At 29.8% G+C, this 16107-nt stretch carries 20 protein-coding genes and 1 tRNA gene; 15 read left to right on the forward strand and 6 right to left on the reverse strand.

Annotation, left to right across the window (positions count from 1 at the left end; translation table 11 throughout):
- The first annotated feature begins 280 nt into the window (after positions 1 to 280).
- Positions 281 to 356 (forward strand) — tRNA-Met (locus tag Q0V24_RS05970).
- 64 nt (positions 357 to 420) lie between these two features.
- On the opposite strand, the gene Q0V24_RS05975 is transcribed toward Q0V24_RS05970, so the two are convergent.
- Positions 421 to 645: a hypothetical protein gene (locus Q0V24_RS05975; protein ID WP_297519058.1), complete on the reverse strand. Its 225-nt coding sequence runs from the start codon at positions 643 to 645 to the stop codon at positions 421 to 423.
- Between the two features lie 194 nt (positions 646 to 839).
- On the opposite strand from Q0V24_RS05975, the gene Q0V24_RS05980 reads away from it, so the two are divergent.
- From Q0V24_RS05980 to Q0V24_RS06005, 6 genes are all read left to right on the forward strand, one after another.
- On the forward strand, positions 840 to 2129 hold the full coding sequence (locus Q0V24_RS05980) for an SH3 domain-containing protein (protein WP_297519056.1): 1290 nt from the start codon (positions 840 to 842) through the stop codon (positions 2127 to 2129).
- Positions 2130 to 2264: 135 nt separating this feature from the next.
- Positions 2265 to 2447 carry a hypothetical protein gene (locus Q0V24_RS05985; RefSeq protein ID WP_297519054.1) on the forward strand — a complete coding sequence of 61 codons (183 nt, stop codon included), beginning with the start codon at positions 2265 to 2267 and terminating at the stop codon, positions 2445 to 2447.
- A 270-nt stretch (positions 2448 to 2717) separates the two neighbouring features.
- On the forward strand, positions 2718 to 3227 hold the full coding sequence (locus Q0V24_RS05990; protein WP_297519052.1) for a hypothetical protein: 510 nt from the start codon (positions 2718 to 2720) through the stop codon (positions 3225 to 3227).
- Between the two features lie 319 nt (positions 3228 to 3546).
- Positions 3547 to 3882: a zinc ribbon domain-containing protein YjdM gene (locus Q0V24_RS05995; RefSeq protein WP_297519050.1), complete on the forward strand. Its 336-nt coding sequence runs from the start codon at positions 3547 to 3549 to the stop codon at positions 3880 to 3882.
- A 102-nt stretch (positions 3883 to 3984) separates the two neighbouring features.
- A complete protein-coding gene (locus tag Q0V24_RS06000; RefSeq protein ID WP_297519048.1) occupies positions 3985 to 5016 on the forward strand; it encodes a DNA methylase in 1032 nt (343 codons plus the stop codon).
- A 355-nt stretch (positions 5017 to 5371) separates the two neighbouring features.
- On the forward strand, positions 5372 to 5917 hold the full coding sequence (locus tag Q0V24_RS06005; protein WP_297519046.1) for a hypothetical protein: 546 nt from the start codon (positions 5372 to 5374) through the stop codon (positions 5915 to 5917).
- 157 nt (positions 5918 to 6074) lie between these two features.
- Here Q0V24_RS06005 and Q0V24_RS06010 read toward each other — a convergent pair whose 3' ends face one another.
- A complete protein-coding gene (locus tag Q0V24_RS06010) occupies positions 6075 to 6509 on the reverse strand; it encodes a hypothetical protein (protein ID WP_297519045.1) in 435 nt (144 codons plus the stop codon).
- A 34-nt stretch (positions 6510 to 6543) separates the two neighbouring features.
- The gene (locus Q0V24_RS06015) at positions 6544 to 6717 is read right to left on the reverse strand and encodes a hypothetical protein (RefSeq protein WP_297519043.1); all 174 of its coding nucleotides are present in this window, start codon (positions 6715 to 6717) and stop codon (positions 6544 to 6546) included.
- 307 nt (positions 6718 to 7024) lie between these two features.
- On the opposite strand from Q0V24_RS06015, the gene Q0V24_RS06020 reads away from it, so the two are divergent.
- Together Q0V24_RS06020 and Q0V24_RS06025 are read left to right on the forward strand one after the other, a co-directional pair.
- Positions 7025 to 7405: a hypothetical protein gene (locus tag Q0V24_RS06020; protein WP_297519040.1), complete on the forward strand. Its 381-nt coding sequence runs from the start codon at positions 7025 to 7027 to the stop codon at positions 7403 to 7405.
- A gap of 143 nt (positions 7406 to 7548) precedes the next feature.
- A complete protein-coding gene (locus tag Q0V24_RS06025; RefSeq protein ID WP_297519038.1) occupies positions 7549 to 7803 on the forward strand; it encodes a hypothetical protein in 255 nt (84 codons plus the stop codon).
- 35 nt (positions 7804 to 7838) lie between these two features.
- Here Q0V24_RS06025 and Q0V24_RS06030 read toward each other — a convergent pair whose 3' ends face one another.
- A complete protein-coding gene (locus Q0V24_RS06030) occupies positions 7839 to 8021 on the reverse strand; it encodes a YjfB family protein (RefSeq protein ID WP_297519036.1) in 183 nt (60 codons plus the stop codon).
- 342 nt (positions 8022 to 8363) lie between these two features.
- On the opposite strand from Q0V24_RS06030, the gene Q0V24_RS06035 reads away from it, so the two are divergent.
- Entirely contained in the window at positions 8364 to 10586 is a 2223-nt protein-coding gene (locus tag Q0V24_RS06035) for a ribonucleoside-diphosphate reductase subunit alpha (RefSeq protein WP_297519034.1), read from the forward strand.
- A gap of 159 nt (positions 10587 to 10745) precedes the next feature.
- Positions 10746 to 11780, forward strand: a complete 1035-nt coding sequence (locus Q0V24_RS06040) for a ribonucleotide-diphosphate reductase subunit beta (protein ID WP_297519032.1) — start codon at positions 10746 to 10748, stop codon at positions 11778 to 11780.
- Between the two features lie 115 nt (positions 11781 to 11895).
- Here Q0V24_RS06040 and pnuC read toward each other — a convergent pair whose 3' ends face one another.
- A complete protein-coding gene (gene pnuC, locus Q0V24_RS06045) occupies positions 11896 to 12693 on the reverse strand; it encodes a nicotinamide riboside transporter PnuC (protein ID WP_297519030.1) in 798 nt (265 codons plus the stop codon).
- A 199-nt stretch (positions 12694 to 12892) separates the two neighbouring features.
- On the opposite strand from pnuC, the gene Q0V24_RS06050 reads away from it, so the two are divergent.
- The 4 genes from Q0V24_RS06050 (at position 12893) to Q0V24_RS06065 (ending at position 15485) form a co-directional block, all read left to right on the forward strand.
- Entirely contained in the window at positions 12893 to 13018 is a 126-nt protein-coding gene (locus Q0V24_RS06050; RefSeq protein ID WP_297519028.1) for a hypothetical protein, read from the forward strand.
- On the forward strand, positions 13015 to 13182 hold the full coding sequence (locus tag Q0V24_RS06055) for a hypothetical protein (RefSeq protein WP_297519026.1): 168 nt from the start codon (positions 13015 to 13017) through the stop codon (positions 13180 to 13182). Before Q0V24_RS06050 ends, Q0V24_RS06055 begins: the two co-directional genes overlap by 4 nt.
- A 284-nt stretch (positions 13183 to 13466) precedes the next feature.
- Positions 13467 to 14705, forward strand: coding sequence for a cation:proton antiporter (locus tag Q0V24_RS06060; RefSeq protein WP_297519024.1), 1239 nt, complete (start codon positions 13467 to 13469; stop codon positions 14703 to 14705).
- 267 nt (positions 14706 to 14972) lie between these two features.
- Positions 14973 to 15485, forward strand: a complete 513-nt coding sequence (locus Q0V24_RS06065) for a YbhB/YbcL family Raf kinase inhibitor-like protein (protein ID WP_366938272.1) — start codon at positions 14973 to 14975, stop codon at positions 15483 to 15485.
- 84 nt (positions 15486 to 15569) lie between these two features.
- Here the strand turns inward: Q0V24_RS06065 and Q0V24_RS06070 are convergent, their stop codons facing one another.
- A complete protein-coding gene (locus Q0V24_RS06070) occupies positions 15570 to 15890 on the reverse strand; it encodes a helix-turn-helix domain-containing protein (protein WP_297519021.1) in 321 nt (106 codons plus the stop codon).
- Positions 15891 to 16107 lie beyond the last annotated feature (217 nt).

The raw sequence follows: 16107 nt of genomic DNA on the forward strand, positions 1-16107 counted from the left end.
CTCATAACCCAAAGGTCATAGGTTCGAGTCCTGTCCCCGCTACCAGAAGAAAAGCGGAAAAGGTCAAATCATTTTAGAATGATTTGACCTTTTGTTTTATATAAATTTCTAAAAAAGTTAGTATTATATTTATAGTATTGAACTATGATAGTTATAAGTAGTTGAAGAGTTATTTTAAGAGTCTAAGAGAGATGAGTCTCTTAGATGAGGAAATATGTTTTTGCACTGATATAATATATGTAGTATAATAAATTTATAGCTTGAGAGAGCAAATTAATATCGCGGGGTGGAGCAGTTGGCAGCTCGTTGGGCTCATAACCCAAAGGTCATAGGTTCGAGTCCTGTCCCCGCTACCAGAAGAAAAGCAGAAGAGGCTAAATCATTTTAAAGTGATTTAGCCTCTTATTTTTTTATAGTTTTTTAAGGTTGGTGATAATAGCTCATACCAGGATAGAAAAATACGATTTTTTCTATATCTATATATACAGTGGTATTTGCTGGTGGGCTTAGACTTGGTGATGTGTTAGTTATGATTAATTGTAGTACAGTCCCTTTTATTGCAATAATTTTTCCTATTAATCTATGATCTATAGATAAATGAAGTGTAATTTCTTGATTTATAAAATCTCTTAAGGTAGCTCCCATAAAAGTCCTCCTAAATATTCAAAGTTTATAATATATACTATTCGACTCAACATAATTCTGTGCATGTTTAATATTTTTTGTAATAATTTTGTTTTGGTAAAAGATTGAAACATTCTTTGGAAATTGGAAGAAAAAGCAGAATGATGGTAAAATGTAAAAAGAATAAAAAAACAAAGGATTAAGGTAGTATTATTATGAACAAAAGAAAATTAGTGGTTATGTTAACAAGTCTAACGCTTGGTGTTATAGGAATTACGTATAGTGGACAAGCTAATGCACAGGTTAAGGAGACAAAACATATAGAAAGTAATGTAGTATTATTAGCAAGACATAATGTTGGTGATACTGTTGCAAATTATACAATCAGTGCAAGCAATAGAAATCGTGCTTGGAATGAAGCTGTAAGACTTCATAGCGGAAATAGAAAAAATAATTGTACTTATTATTTAGCAAGTCTTTTAAGAGGGGCTGGGGTTCATGTTCCAAGTTGGATTGGATATACAACAAGTCTTGGAGATTGGCTTGGTCAAAATGGATGGAAAAGAAGTACAAATATGAGTAATTTAAAGCCAGGAGATGTAGTTTTCTCTGGTGATACACATGCTTATATGTTTTTATCTTGGGCTGATAAAAGTGATTTAATTGCAAATGTTAATGATGAGCAGATGGCTGCTTATGATAATAGAGTTTCTTATGAAAGAAGATTAAAAGGAGCTCATAGTAATGGGACAATCCCAGGTGAGGGTAATAGATGTTCTTATGTTAGAGCGACTTATTATATGACTCCAGCAAATGATAGTCATGATTCATCAGGAAATGTGGAAGCTATAAGTGGAAATACAACTATTCAGAGTTCTATAGGATGGTTAAGATTTAGAAGTGGAAATAGTACAAACTATTCAGAGCTTGGAAAGATACCGACAGGTACAAGTGTTGAAGTTATAGGTAAAAGTAATGGCTGGTATAAAGTTAAATATAATGGAGAAATAGGATGGATTTCGGGTGATTATACTAATGGAATACATTCAGATTCACAAGGGTCTGGAGGATCTGGGGAATCAACAAATGTAAGTGGAAATACAACTATTCAAAGTTCTATAGGGTGGTTAAGATTTAGACGTGGAAGTAGCACTAATTATTCAGAGATTGGAAAAATCCCTACAGGGACAACTGTGAATGTACTTGGTCAAAAGAATGGCTGGTATAAAGTAAGCTATAATGGTGAAATTGGCTGGATATCTGGAAGTTATACAACAGGGGTAAGTCAAGAATCTAAAAGTGATACTTTAGGGTCTACTAGAATAGATAGTTCTATTGGATGGTTACACTTAAGAGCTGGTTATGGAACTAGTTATGGAATCTTAGGAAAGATACCTACAGGGGCGCAGGTTAAAGTTTATTCAAAAGTAGGTAGTTGGTATAAGGTAGAATATAATGGGCAAATGGGATGGATATATTCATCATATACAACAGGAATTAATTAAATTTCAAAAGAGCTTTAGGGCTCTTTTTTTTATGAAAATTTTATTAGGTAAAGTAAAAAAAAGAGTAACATAATTATGCGGCGTGTAATATTATATATTAAAGAAATTTTAATATAATAATAGGAGTTGTTGGTTATGGGAATGTATAATAATTATAATTGTGGATGTTGTGGGTGTTATTCTTGCAAATATTACCTAATAAATGGATGTGTTTATAGCTACGAGTATAATCCATGTACTTGTTGTTATGAGTATAACTTTATAGGTAAGGTAGATCCATGTAAGTGCAAAAAAAGATGCTGTGGTTGTTGTAATTAAAGATACTAATAGTGATAAAGTATTTAAAGAGAAGTAATTAAACCTTTAAAAAGGAGGGAATTACTCTCTTTTTTTTATGTAAAGCAGATGAAAGAGTAACATAATTTAATTGTAGTGAATAGTATATAGTATAAAAATAATTAGAAAGAGGAGCAAAAAATGGGAAGAGATAAATATGGAAATTGTAGTTGTAGCAGTAATAGTAACTGTAATATTTGTGGGTGCAATCCTTGTAGATGTAATAAATCAAATTATGGAAGTTGCAACAATATGAATTATGGAAATTGTGATAATACAAATAGTAGTGGACATTCATATGCAACATTTTGTACTGAAAATTTAGAACAACATGTTTATAGAGGTGAGGAAGTTAGATTTGATAAAGGTAGTAATTGTATTGAGGGTATTAAATTAGTAAGAGGTGGAAGAAGAGGGCGTGATAGACATATAGAAGTATGTGAAGCGGGCGTGTATTATATTTCATATATGGTTCATAATGAAATTATTGGAATTGCTGATTATGATGGAAGTATAAATAATCAAATGTGCATATATGTTAATGATTTAATTCAAGATTGTAGTAGAGGTGGGTCTCTAGTTCCTAATCCAGGTCCTGATAATAAATTATGTACAACAATTACTGGTAGTTTAGTTCTTTGTCTTAGTGCTTGTTCTGCAATAACTTTAAGAAATTGTAGTCCAGATGGCCCAGGAGATCACATTCATCTTTGTACTGATCTTGGAATAGAAGCTAATATTAGTATTTTTAAAATTTGTTAGTTTTAGATTAGTAAGTGTTAATTGATGAAAAAGTAATCTAAGTATTAAAAACTTAGATTACTTTTTTACTTAATATGGAAGAAAAGGGGCTAGTTTGTCAATATTGTAAGACTATGATATTATATACTCCTATAGGGAAATGCCTATATGTTTTTTGCATTAGTAATTAGTACATAACTTATATTTGGGTAAAATAAATTTAGGCTTAATTGTTTAGTTTAATTTGTTAAGCAAATATAAGCAGGAATTCAATTTGCAAAAAAATACGAAATATAAGATAAAGTTATTCTTAAAGAATGCTATTAGGAGGAATTTTAGAATGAGTATACCAAATTGTCCAAAGTGTAAATCAGAATATGTTTATGAGGATGGAAGTTTATATATCTGTCCAGAATGTGCTCACGAGTGGGGTCAAGGTGAAGAAGTTGTAGATGAGTTTGCTTTAGTAGTTAAAGATTCAAACGGAAACATACTTCAATCAGGAGATTCAGTTTCAATGATCAAAGACCTTAAAGTTAAGGGATTTGTATTTGCACTTAAAAAAGGTACAAAAATTAAAAATATAAGACTTGTTGATGGTGACCACAACATAGATTGTAAAATAGATGGTTTTGGAGCTATGTGCTTAAAATCAGAGTTTGTTAAAAAGTTATAATCATGAGAGCTAGTTTTTACTAGCTCTTTTTTCTAGCAATTTTATATTATGTAATGTAATATTGTAAATATAATTATAAAGAAATGAGAGAGGTACAAAAGAATGAATCAATATGCAATTTTAGCAAATCCAGGACATAACAGAATATATTTTGATGCGGCTATGAGTATAGCTTATTCAGAGTTAAAGGCTATAACATCAGGCTATGAAATAGAACTTATGGAAGTGGAAGAGGGAAATATAGGACTTCCAGCTTGTATATGCTTTAAAACTAAAGAACCTTTAACAGCAGAAATATTAAAAGCTATAGGAACATCTTCTATATATTATGCTTTATTTGAAATTGTTGAGGGTGCTTTATTAAAACCAATATCACCAGAAGATTTTAAAACATTCCCAGAGAGTATGACACAAATACTTAGATATAACGGTAAGACAAATGAGCAATTCACAAGACTTATGGTTAATCTTGCAGTTAGTGCATGTGAAACTAAAGCACCAGTTTTAAAACTTTTAGATCCTATGTGTGGTAAGGGAACTACATTATATGAGGGATTAATAAGAGGGCTTGATGTTGTTGGTATAGAGATAGATGAGAAATGGGTACATGAAATAGAAACTTTCATAGTTAGATTTATGAAAACAGGAAAGTATAAACATAGAATACAAACAGCTAAAATACCAGGACCTAATGGCAAAAAGATGGCTGATAGCTTTACGTTAACAGCAGCAGTTGAAAAAGAAGATTTCTTAAACGGAGATTTCCAAACAATGCAGTTATATTCTGCTGATACTAGAAAATCAGATTTGATTTTAAAGAAAAAATCATGTGATATTATAGTTTCTGATTTACCATACGGTGTTCAGCATGGAAGTAAAAATCAGGGAGTATCAAATATGGAGAGAAATCCTTTATGGCTTTTACAGTCAGCATTACCTGCTTGGCACACAGCTTTAAAAGCAAAAGGGTCAATAGTACTTTCATTTAATGAATTTACAATGAAAAGAGAAGACCTTGCAGTTCTTATGGAAGAAAAGGGATTCAAAGTTCTTGATGAGGAACCATATAATGATTACCTACATAGAGTAGACCAATCAATAAACAGAAACTTAATAGTCGCTATTAAAGCTTAATTTAAAACTACCACTAAAATATAGTGGTAGTTTTTTTATGGGATTTTAAAATATACCAATATAATACAAATAGCAATGGTAAAAATACCTTTTAGAAGGCTTTTAAGCCTTTTAAGCATTTCAAAGAGTGTGGAAAGATACTAGCTTTCGCTAAGGTTATATAGCTATAGTTTGCAGAACCTAAGTTAGCGATTCACTGAAAGGGATTTATTTACTTTATAAATTTGTTTATAATTACCTATAAGAGTTTTCTTTGGTAGAAATACACTAAGATTAGCTTATAGAATCCCACCAGCTTTAGTGGTGTGGAGTGTCAATTATACTAATAATTATAAATAAAAGAGGATGAAGTTATATGTACGTATACCATGCTGTTAGGGAAGATATGCTTAGTGAGAAAATAGTTCCAATGAGAGATTTGTGTAAAACAAGCGAAGAGTTATATAAGGGTAAAATGTCTAAATTTCCAAATCAATATAAGCGTGAAAATCAAAAGGTTGGTGTACTTAATTGTGAAAAAAGAGATGTGATTTTTATGACACCTATTCCACCAAATATTTTAGAGGAAGAACTTAAAAGACGAGTTGGAATTAGTTTTGAGGGAACTAGTTTTTATAAAATTGACTTAAATAAACTTGATAGAAAAAAAATGTGCATATACTTAAATTTTGATCCAGATGATGAGAGTGAATTCTTTCCTGTAAATGACAAGACATTGAAAAAATTTGATAAATATATGAGTTATACCCAGGAGGCAAAAGAGTATTGGGAAAACATTATGTTAAATAGCACGAGGTTAAGATCTTTATTATTTGCAGGTACATATTTGTTTTTACATGAGGGGGAAATTGATATTAGTGATTGTGAGATAGTTACAATCGAAAAAGCACAACCTGTATAGGTTGTGCTTTTTTTGTAGACATTTAGGAGTGTCATATGCTTTTTTAATTAATTAAATTAGGGGTAATTAATCAAAAAACATATTGACAAAAAATTTTCGCCAAATATATTGTGGAGTATATTTGGGATTTATAAAAAGCAATAAATTGCTTGATACCTTATTTACTAAGTGTTTTTATCCATTTATCAGCTATATTTTGTTCGTGTTTTTTGAAGTGCTCGTATTTTTTATACTCTCTTAATGAGTGTTTAATACTTTTATCAAGCTCTGCTATATCCATATGATCTTTAGTAGCTTCATTAGTGTAAACTTCTCTAACAGCTTTCATAGCTTCTCTTTGTTCTTTATGGTTTTTAAGATTTTCTAATAATTTTTTAAGAATATCTTTTTTAGCCACAAGATTTATATCAGTTCCTTCTTCAGCAATTGCTAAAAGAGTTTCTAATCTTTTTTTTGTGTGTTTTAAAGTTACGTCCTCAAGACTATCCTCTATTCCGTAAGCTTTTAAGAATTTTTCAAATTCTACTAAGTCTGATTTTTTATTAAATAATGTATCTAATTCTAATTCTAATTCTGTATATAATAATTCCATTTCTAGGTCCTCCTTTGATTAAAAAAATTACTGATTAGTGTTTGTGATGATCAAAAGCTTCGCCACCAAATTTATGTTCTTCTTTAAAACTTTCTTTGTGTTCTTCTTTTAATTCTTCTCTTTGTTCTTCTCTTCTTAATTCATTTAATTTAGTTTTTTCTGTGTGTATTGCATTTTCTTTGAATTTTCTATCACCTGTATGACCCATGTCTAATCACCTCTACTCTTTAATATATTTACATAGTATCACTTGGATTTTAGAATGTAAAAAAAAAAAAATGAGCCTATTATAATCTATTTAAGGAATAAATTGATGAAATTAAAGTGATTTTAAACTTTTTTTACCTTTAGCAAAGCTAAAAGTTTAAAAAAATATTTTTAGTATAAAAAAGATATCTTTATTCTATATATTTCCAATAGTATAAGATGATTAAATATTAAATATACGAATAGTATTGATAAATATTGTATAATGAAATAATAAGAATTTTATTTGATAGGAGATGTTTAAAAAGATGGATTTAGTAACTTTATATAATGAGTATAAAAAATATTCACAGGAATATATGTCATATATATCTGACCTTGTTGATTCAGATTTAGGGAAATGTGAGAATGAGGGGATTTTAGATAAACTTAAAAGTTATCAAGTTAAGTTTGAGGATATAAAAATAAAAGCTGATGTTGTAGAGGTTGATGAGGCTAATATGCAAAATCTTCAAGATTTAAAATATCTAGTGATGGATGTTTTATTTGCAGCACTTGATTTAGCTACTTTTTATTCATATAAAGAAGTAGAGAGATTTAAGATGAGAGCTACAAATATTATAAATAAAAAAAGAAGATCTGAAATGTTTAATGAGTCAATGCACGCTCCTTGTAGAGTGGATTTTTAAAATTTAGAGTTACCTTTATTAAAAGGGTAGCTCTTTTTTATAAATTACACATATTTTTTTAGGATAATAGTAAGTAAATAATAAAAAAAGAGAGAGTGCTTTTAGACACTTGTAGAACAAATGAGAAAGTGAGGCGTATGGAGATGGAAAATTACAAAGAAAAGGATATTAAGTATGTAAGAAATGAAGCAAAAACATTGTATGATTCAATGTTTTCTGATGATGAAGTTGTTGAGGCAAAAAAGCATGTTTATGCTATGATTTATAATAATATGGAGATGATTTTTGGTTGTCAAATTGGTGGTTTTTCAGAACTTGAAATAACTAAGACTGAGATAAAATCAATAATTAAGGAAGTTGTTGATACTGATGCTAGACAACTAAACTATTTAAAATAATTAAAAAAATCTGTGGAAATTATCCACAGATTTTTTTATGCTCTAGTATCTAGTTTAGTTCCACGATTTGAGTCTGTTACCATTATTGATTCTAACATTTGAGTCATTCCATTTGCGACTTCTTGATTATTATTCATTGTCATTTTTAGCAATGATATAGAAACTGCACTTTTAAGTGAGTTTTGACTCATTGACATAGACATTCTTCCTACATCCATAAATTTCTCCTTTCAAATTTATAAGGTCGATAAAATTATCGGCATTTTTTTCATATATTTTAGATGTTAATTTTATAAAAAAATATTTACTTTAAAAGTTATTTGTGGAAAAATAATATAATAATAAATTTTTAATAGTTATTACAGATATACATTAAATATAGAGGTATTTTTAAGTAGCATAAGATTACATAATGTTTTCACTAGAAAACAAAACAAAGTTGGTTTTACAAGGGGTAATTTAATAACTATAATAGAGAAGGCAAAACACTAGATATAGTGTTTAATAGTTGGACGTAAATAAAAGGATACTATATGTTGTATAGGGGGATTTAGAGAAATATGATAAACAAGGCATGTACACAGGCAATGGGCTATTTAAGAGAGGGATCTGAAAGCTATTCAGAGGGGGATTTAAAAGCAGCATTAGAGAATATATTAACATCGAATATGAATGAGAGAGAAATTAACAATTCTATTATACAAACAGCGTTAGAATTGACAACTCAGTTTGAACCGAATTGGCAGGACATAGCTTCACATATATATGTCCTAAACCTAAGAGAAGACATCGCGAAAAATAGAGAGAGAAGTAGCGAGGTAGCTTATGATAATTATTATGAGCTTGTAAAAGAACTAACAGAGAAAAAATTATATGGTAAATATATATTAGAAAATTATTCTAAAGAAGATATAGAAGAATTAGAGAGTGCAATAAAACCAGAGAGAGATTTCTTATTTACTTATAGCGGAATAAAACTTTTAGCTGAAAGATATTTAGTTGAGAATTTTGATAGAAGTAAAACAGAACTTCCACAGCAGATGTTTATGGGAATTGCTATGCACCTTGCTATACCAGAGAAGAAGGAAGATAGATTATACTGGGCTAAGAGATTTTATAATTCATTAAGTCAGCTTAAAGCAACAATGGCAACACCTACAATGTCAAATGCTAGAAAGCCTTTTTATCAATTAAGCTCATGCTTTATAGATACAGTTGATGATAGTTTAAATGGAATATATAAGACTGTGGACAATTTTGCTAAAGTTTCTAAGTTCGGTGGTGGAATGGGAATTTATATTGGTAAAGTTAGAGCGCTTGGGTCTTCAATAAGAGGGTTTAAAGGGGCTTCAGGTGGAATTATACCTTGGGTTAAGCTTATGAATGATACTGCTATTGCAGTTGATCAACTTGGTGTTAGAAATGGTTCTGTTGCTATATGGCTTGATGCTTGGCACAAGGATGTAGCAGAGTTTTTACAGATAAGAACTAATAATGGAGATGATAGAAAGAAAGCACATGATGTTTTCCCTGGTATTTGCTACCCAGATTTATTTTGGAAACTTGCAGAGAAGGATATGTCATCTAAGTGGTATATGATGTGTCCACACCAAATAAAAGAAGTTATGGGATATTCACTTGAAGATTTTTATGGAGAAGAGTGGGAAACAAAATACTATGATTGTGTAGAAAATGATGCAATAGATAAGAGAGTTATGGAAGTTAGAGATGTTGTAAGACTTATAATTAAGAGTGCAGCTGAAACAGGAACTCCATTTGCTTTCTTTAGAGATACAGTAAATAAAATGAATCCTAATAAGCATAAGGGAATGGTTTATTCATCAAACTTATGTACTGAGATTATGCAAAATATGAGTGCTGCGGAGGTGTTGCAAACTGAAATAGTTGATGAAAATGGAGATAAGATAATAGTTGAGAAAACTAAGGCTGGAGATTTTGTTGTTTGTAATTTATCATCAGTTGTTTTAGGTAATGTTGATGTTAACTCACAGGAAGAACTTGAAGATATAGTTGAAACTCAAATTAGAGCTATGGATAATGTTATAGACCTTAATTATTATTCAGTACCATATGCAGAGGTAACTAATAAAAGATACAGAGCAATTGGTCTTGGGACTTCAGGATACCATCATATGCTAACTAACAATAAAATTGTTTGGGATAGTAAGAAGCACTTTGCTTTTGTTGATAAAGTTTATGAGGATATTAACTATTATGCTATCAAGGCTAGTATTAAAATAGCTAAGGAAAAAGGTAGATATAGTTTATTTGAAGGTTCTGATTGGGATAATGGAGATTACTTTAAGCTTAGAGGATATAATACAGAAAAATGGGATAATATAAGAGAAGAAATATCTCAGTTTGGTATGAGAAATGGTTACCTATTTGCAGTTGCTCCTAATGGCTCAACAGCTACAATAGCAGGAACTTCAGAGGGAATAGACCCAGTAATGGCTAAGTTCTGGCTAGAAGAGAAAAAGGGAAGTATAATTCCTAAAACTGCACCAAATTTAACAGCAGATAATGGATACTTATATATGTCAGCATATGACATGGACCAACAGTGGTCAGTAGAAGCTGCAGCTATAAGACAAAGACATATAGACCAAGCACAATCATTTAACCTTTATATAACAACAGATTTAACTATGAGACAAATAGCTAATCTTTATATTCAGGCATGTAATCAAGGCGTTAAAAGTATTTACTACGTAAGAAGTAAGTCTCTTGAAATAGAAGAATGCGCAATGTGCTCAGCATAAGTGACACCCCCAATCTTGATTTGGATAGTGGAACTTACCCAGCTAGCGAAGGGTTTCTTTTAAAGAAGAAAATAGCAATTATAAAATAGATAATAAATAAATTTAGTCCCCAATTTAAAAATTGGGGTTTAAGTTTCTATAAATATAAAGAGGTGTGTAATGATAATTAATAAGAAAGCTCTATTTAATGAGTTTGGAGATATAGAAGTATCTAAAAAAAGAATGGTTAATGGTAATACTACTAACCTTAATGATTTTAATAATATGAAGTATTCATGGGTTTCAGATTGGTACAGACAAGCAATGAATAACTTCTGGATACCAGAAGAGATAAACCTTGCACAAGATTTAAAGGATTATAAATTGCTTGAACATGATGAAAAAACTGCTTATGATAAGATACTTTCTTTCTTAATTTTCCTTGATTCAATTCAAACAGCTAACCTTGGGAATATAAATAACTATGTTACAGCATCAGAGGTTAATTTATGTCTTACAATTCAGGCATTCCAAGAAGCGGTGCACTCACAAAGTTATAGCTATATGCTTGATAGTATTTGTTCACCAGAGCAAAGAAATGAAATATTATATCAATGGAAAGATGATGAAGTTCTTCTTGGAAGAAATAAATTCATTGGTGATTTATATAATGGATTTATAGAAAATCCAACAATGCATACTTTTATAAAATCTGTAATGGCTAACTATATTCTTGAGGGAGTTTACTTCTATTCAGGATTTATGTTTTTCTATAATCTTGAGAGAAATGGAAAAATGCCAGGTTCAGCTCAAGAAATCAGATATATAAACAGAGATGAAAATACTCACCTTTGGTTATTTAGAAATATGATAAGAGAACTTATAGGAGAAATGCCAGAGATATTTACTAAGGAGTTTGTAGCAGAACTTAGAGGTATGGTTCAAACTGGAGTTGAAAGTGAAATAGCCTGGGGTAAATATGTAATTGGAAATAGAATTAAAGGAATGAATGAAACTCTTATAGAGAACTATATTAAATATATAGGGAATTTAAGACTTAAAGATTTAGGCTTTGAAATATTATATCCAGAACATACAGAAAATCCAGCTAAATGGGTAGACCAATATTCAGATCCTAATATGGTTAAAACAGATTTCTTTGAAGCAAAGTCAACAGCTTATGCAAAGGCTGGAGCTTTAGTAGATGATCTATAAAATATAGAATACAAAAGCTATCGAAACTAGTGCATTTTGATAGCCTTTTTCTTTTATAAAGATAAAAAAATGTGGATAACTTTTAATAAAAGTTATCCACATTTTTTATATTATATTAAGCTTTTGCATGTTTTCTTTTGTATAAAGCTCTCCAACAAATGAATCCATAGATAGCACTTGTTAAGTATTGAATCCAACCTACAGCACCTGACATTGTTGTTACATTTACAGTTCCGTGGTGGATAAGTTGCATTACTACTGGTTTTAAGAATAAAACAACTCCTATTCCGTTAGATAATAACCAGAATGTCCATTGCTCTAAGTATCTTTGTCCTGTTAACCAAACGGCATATATTGTTAGGATAGCTGTAAGTGAATCTAGTATAAGATCACTATCAGGAGCTATTTTAACATGGAATAATGCTTCCATTATATTTGGTAGATAATAAGTGAATGCAGCATATGCTACCCAAAATATTACAAGCCCAATTATTGTAAGAATCCATTCTTTTGAACCGAATTTTTTAACATCTATACTATCATCTTGATTATTTGATGCTTTCTTTTTCTTTAAAGCTTTCATCCATGAAATAAGACCAATAACTTCTAGTGGGAAAATAAAAACAATATTTTGTATAACTTGTCCATAAAATTGACTCTTATATGCTATAAATGCATAAGTTAAAGTATTTATTATCCAGAAGAAGTAAGCTCCTATATCTGCTCTTGCGATATAGATTGAGTTAAATACTCCAGAGACTGCTGAAATAAGACTTATAATTGAAACTATTCCAAATACTTCTCCCCATGTTGAACTATGTGTCCAAGCTGGAAGTAAGAATACGATAATACTTATTATTGAGAAAAATACTATAAAACCTATTTGGAATGGCGTGAATTTTTTATTTTCCATTTATGATACCTCGTCCTTTGTTTAAAGTTTATTAAAAATTTGTTTACGATTAATTATTACATTTTTTATTTTAACTGTTTATGAAAAGGATTTCAAATACAAAATAGTTAAAAAATAATTTCAAAAAGAATGAAAGGATTAAGTGAAAGCTTGCGACTATATTATTGAGCATTCAAATGTAAGTGAGGGGTTATAAGTGGTGAAATTAAATTATATAGAGGATTTAGAAATGTTAAGTTATGTTATAGATTTATATTCTAACTTAGTATTCAAAAGGAAGAGAAAAAATATTAGATATAAAGACTGTTGGAAGAATGAGAGATGATAAAACTGATAATGATGGAATTTTTAGAATTCTTTACAGATAAAGGTGCAAAATTATTTGATAAGAAGAAGCTTGCAAAAGGAGAGGCGCTATATTACCTTGCTACTTGGATAATGATTGCGATAGCACTTTTTTATATAGGTAGGGCAATTATTAATTTGTAAAAAATATATTAAAGGTATAGGATTCTACATCTTTTATTTTTATGGTAAAAAAGTAGGGATAGATATATCAATTTGTGTAAAAATATTAATGAGTAAAGTAATACTACTAAGATTATATAGAAAATATAACAAAAATGGTTTATACTAAAGGTAAATCAATATCAATCACATAAAAGGAGAATTTTTGTTAATAAATTATGACAAAATTTTAAAAAATTCAAAAATAATATATAAAATATTATTAAATTACAAAACATAAGATAAAACCGAAAGGGGAAGATTTAATGTCACATGGTTATTTATTAGACCTTGCATTAATACTTCTAAGTACAAAATTATTTGGACTATTAACAAAAAAGTTTAAGTTACCACAGGTTGTGGGAGCACTTCTTGCAGGAGTTATTTTAGGACCATCTGTACTTGGAATATTACATGAAACTAATTTTATAGATCAATTATCATCACTTGGAGTTATAGTTTTAATGTTTGCAGCAGGTCTTGAGACGGATGTAGCAGAACTTAAAAAAACAGGTAAAGCATCTCTTGCAGCAGCTCTTTTAGGAGTTATTATTCCACTTGTAGCTGGAATAATATTAGCAATGGTATTCCATGAAGGTTCAGGTTCTAATGTAATGCTTAAATATGTATTTATAGGAATTATATTAACAGCGACATCAGTAAGTATTACTGTAGAAACTCTGAAAGAACTTGGAAAACTTAGTACAAGAGCTGGAAATACAATACTTGGAGCAGCACTTATAGATGATATCCTTGGAATCATAGGGCTTACAGTGGTTACAAGTATGGCTGATTCAACAGTTAGTATAGGAATAGTTTTACTTAAAATTGTATTATTCTTTGTTTTTGCAGGAATTGTAGGATTTATAGTAAGAAAATTATTTATAAAATGGACAGCAAAGCATGGAAAAGATATGAAAAGATTTGTTATCATGTCATTTGTATTGTGTTTAGGACTATCATACATAGCAGAGGAGTTCTTTGGAGTTACAGATATAACAGGTGCATTTATTGCAGGTATGGTTATATCTAATACAGAGAGAACCCACTTTATAAACAAGAAATTTGAAACATTATCATACATATTATTATCCCCAATATTCTTCGCAAGTATAGGTATAAAGCTAAATGTAGATTCTATGGATATGAAAACTATCATATTTACAATTGTTTTAATAGTAGTAGCTATACTAACGAAGATTATAGGTGGAGGGCTTGGAGTCAAGTTCTTTGGTTATAGCAATAGAGAGGCAATGCAAGTTGGGGCGGGAATGGTTTCAAGAGGTGAAGTTGCACTTATAGTTGCAAATAAAGGAATGGCGGTTGGGCTTATGGCACCAGAGTTTTTAGTTCCTGTAGTTATAATGGTTATTGCAACTACAATAGCAGCACCAATATTATTAAAAATAGTATTCAAAAATAAACCAGGTCAAAATGACCCAGGAGAAGAAAGTATTCAACTTGTAAAAGACTATGTTGAAGTAGCTAGTGAAAGAATAGAATAAAATTTTGAAAAGTTATTATAGTGCTAGAAATAGCATGAATAGTAGCTTTTCTTTTTTTATTTTTAGAGTTAGAGCACAAATAAAGGTTACTTACAAAAAAGTCGGTACTTTTAAAAATTTGTAGGTAGGATATAATAATATTTGTAAGCGACACACAAGTTGCTTTTAAGACAAGTATAAAAGACTTGTAATAATGAATAATAATATTAGCAGAGTAAAATTGACAACTAAGAATAAAATAGATAAACATAAGAGGAGGAATTTTCAATGATGAAAATATTAAGTAACTCTATAAATGCACAAGGTCACTTTGAGGACAAGTTCGGTAAGCATGGTGAAGATTTCACAAAGGGAATGCCATCAAGATCAATAGATTTTGAAATAGAAGGAGCACCAGAAGGAACAAAAACTTTTGCATTTGTATTAGATGACCATGATGCTATGCCAGTATGTGGATTCACATGGGTACACTGGGCAGGAGCAAATCTTAAAAGAACTAAGGTTGCAGAAAATGAAAGTATTACAGCAACAGATTTCCTTCAAGGAATCAATAGCTGGGGTGCAGCAATGATGGGTGAAAATGCTTTATCAAGAGAAGAAGCAGCAGCATATGGCGGAATGGCTCCACCTAACTGTACACACACATATGAGCTAAGAGTTTATGCATTAGACTGTGAGTTAAACTTAGAAGAGAACTTCTTTGTAAATGATCTTTACAGTGCTATGAGAGGTCACATCTTAGAGCAAGCTCATTTAACTGGATTATATAGACACGAGTAAAAGAAAATCCTAAAAGACCAAAACTAAAAAAAATCTAAAATTCCAAATTTGAATTATATAATAAAGAGTTCTAAGAACAGAGTACTACTGCTGTTCTAAGAACTCTTTTCCTATTTGTTGAAAAATAATAAGTCCATCAAGGTATCTTCTACCCCAATCTGTTAAAAAGTACTCTACTTTTAATGGATAACCATCATAGACTTTTTTATCTACTATATCAAATTCTGCTAATTCTTTTAAATGCTGTATAAGCATTTTTTGATTAATACCTTCTATATTTCTCTCAAGATATGATAATTGGTATGGTCCATGTCTTAAAATCCATATAATTATTGGTTTCCATTTTCCTTTTATCAAATCTAGGGATAATTCTAGTGGGCATGTGAATTTATCTCTTATTATCATATATATGTATTGCTATTATTTAGCAATATTTCACCTCCATCATTTTTTATCTTTCCTTATTATAGTATACAAATTTCAAGTTTTAATAGATATTAAAAAATATTAGATAAAGTTTATGTGAATTTATAGTTTCTGATTAAGAAAAACAGTTGAAGTATGAGATAATATTTTTGAAATCAGAAATATATAAGTTGAAATATCAGAAATTTATTAAAAA

This window comes from uncultured Clostridium sp., from assembly GCF_947039605.1.
In the GTDB taxonomy this organism is placed as follows: domain Bacteria; phylum Bacillota; class Clostridia; order Clostridiales; family Clostridiaceae; genus Sarcina.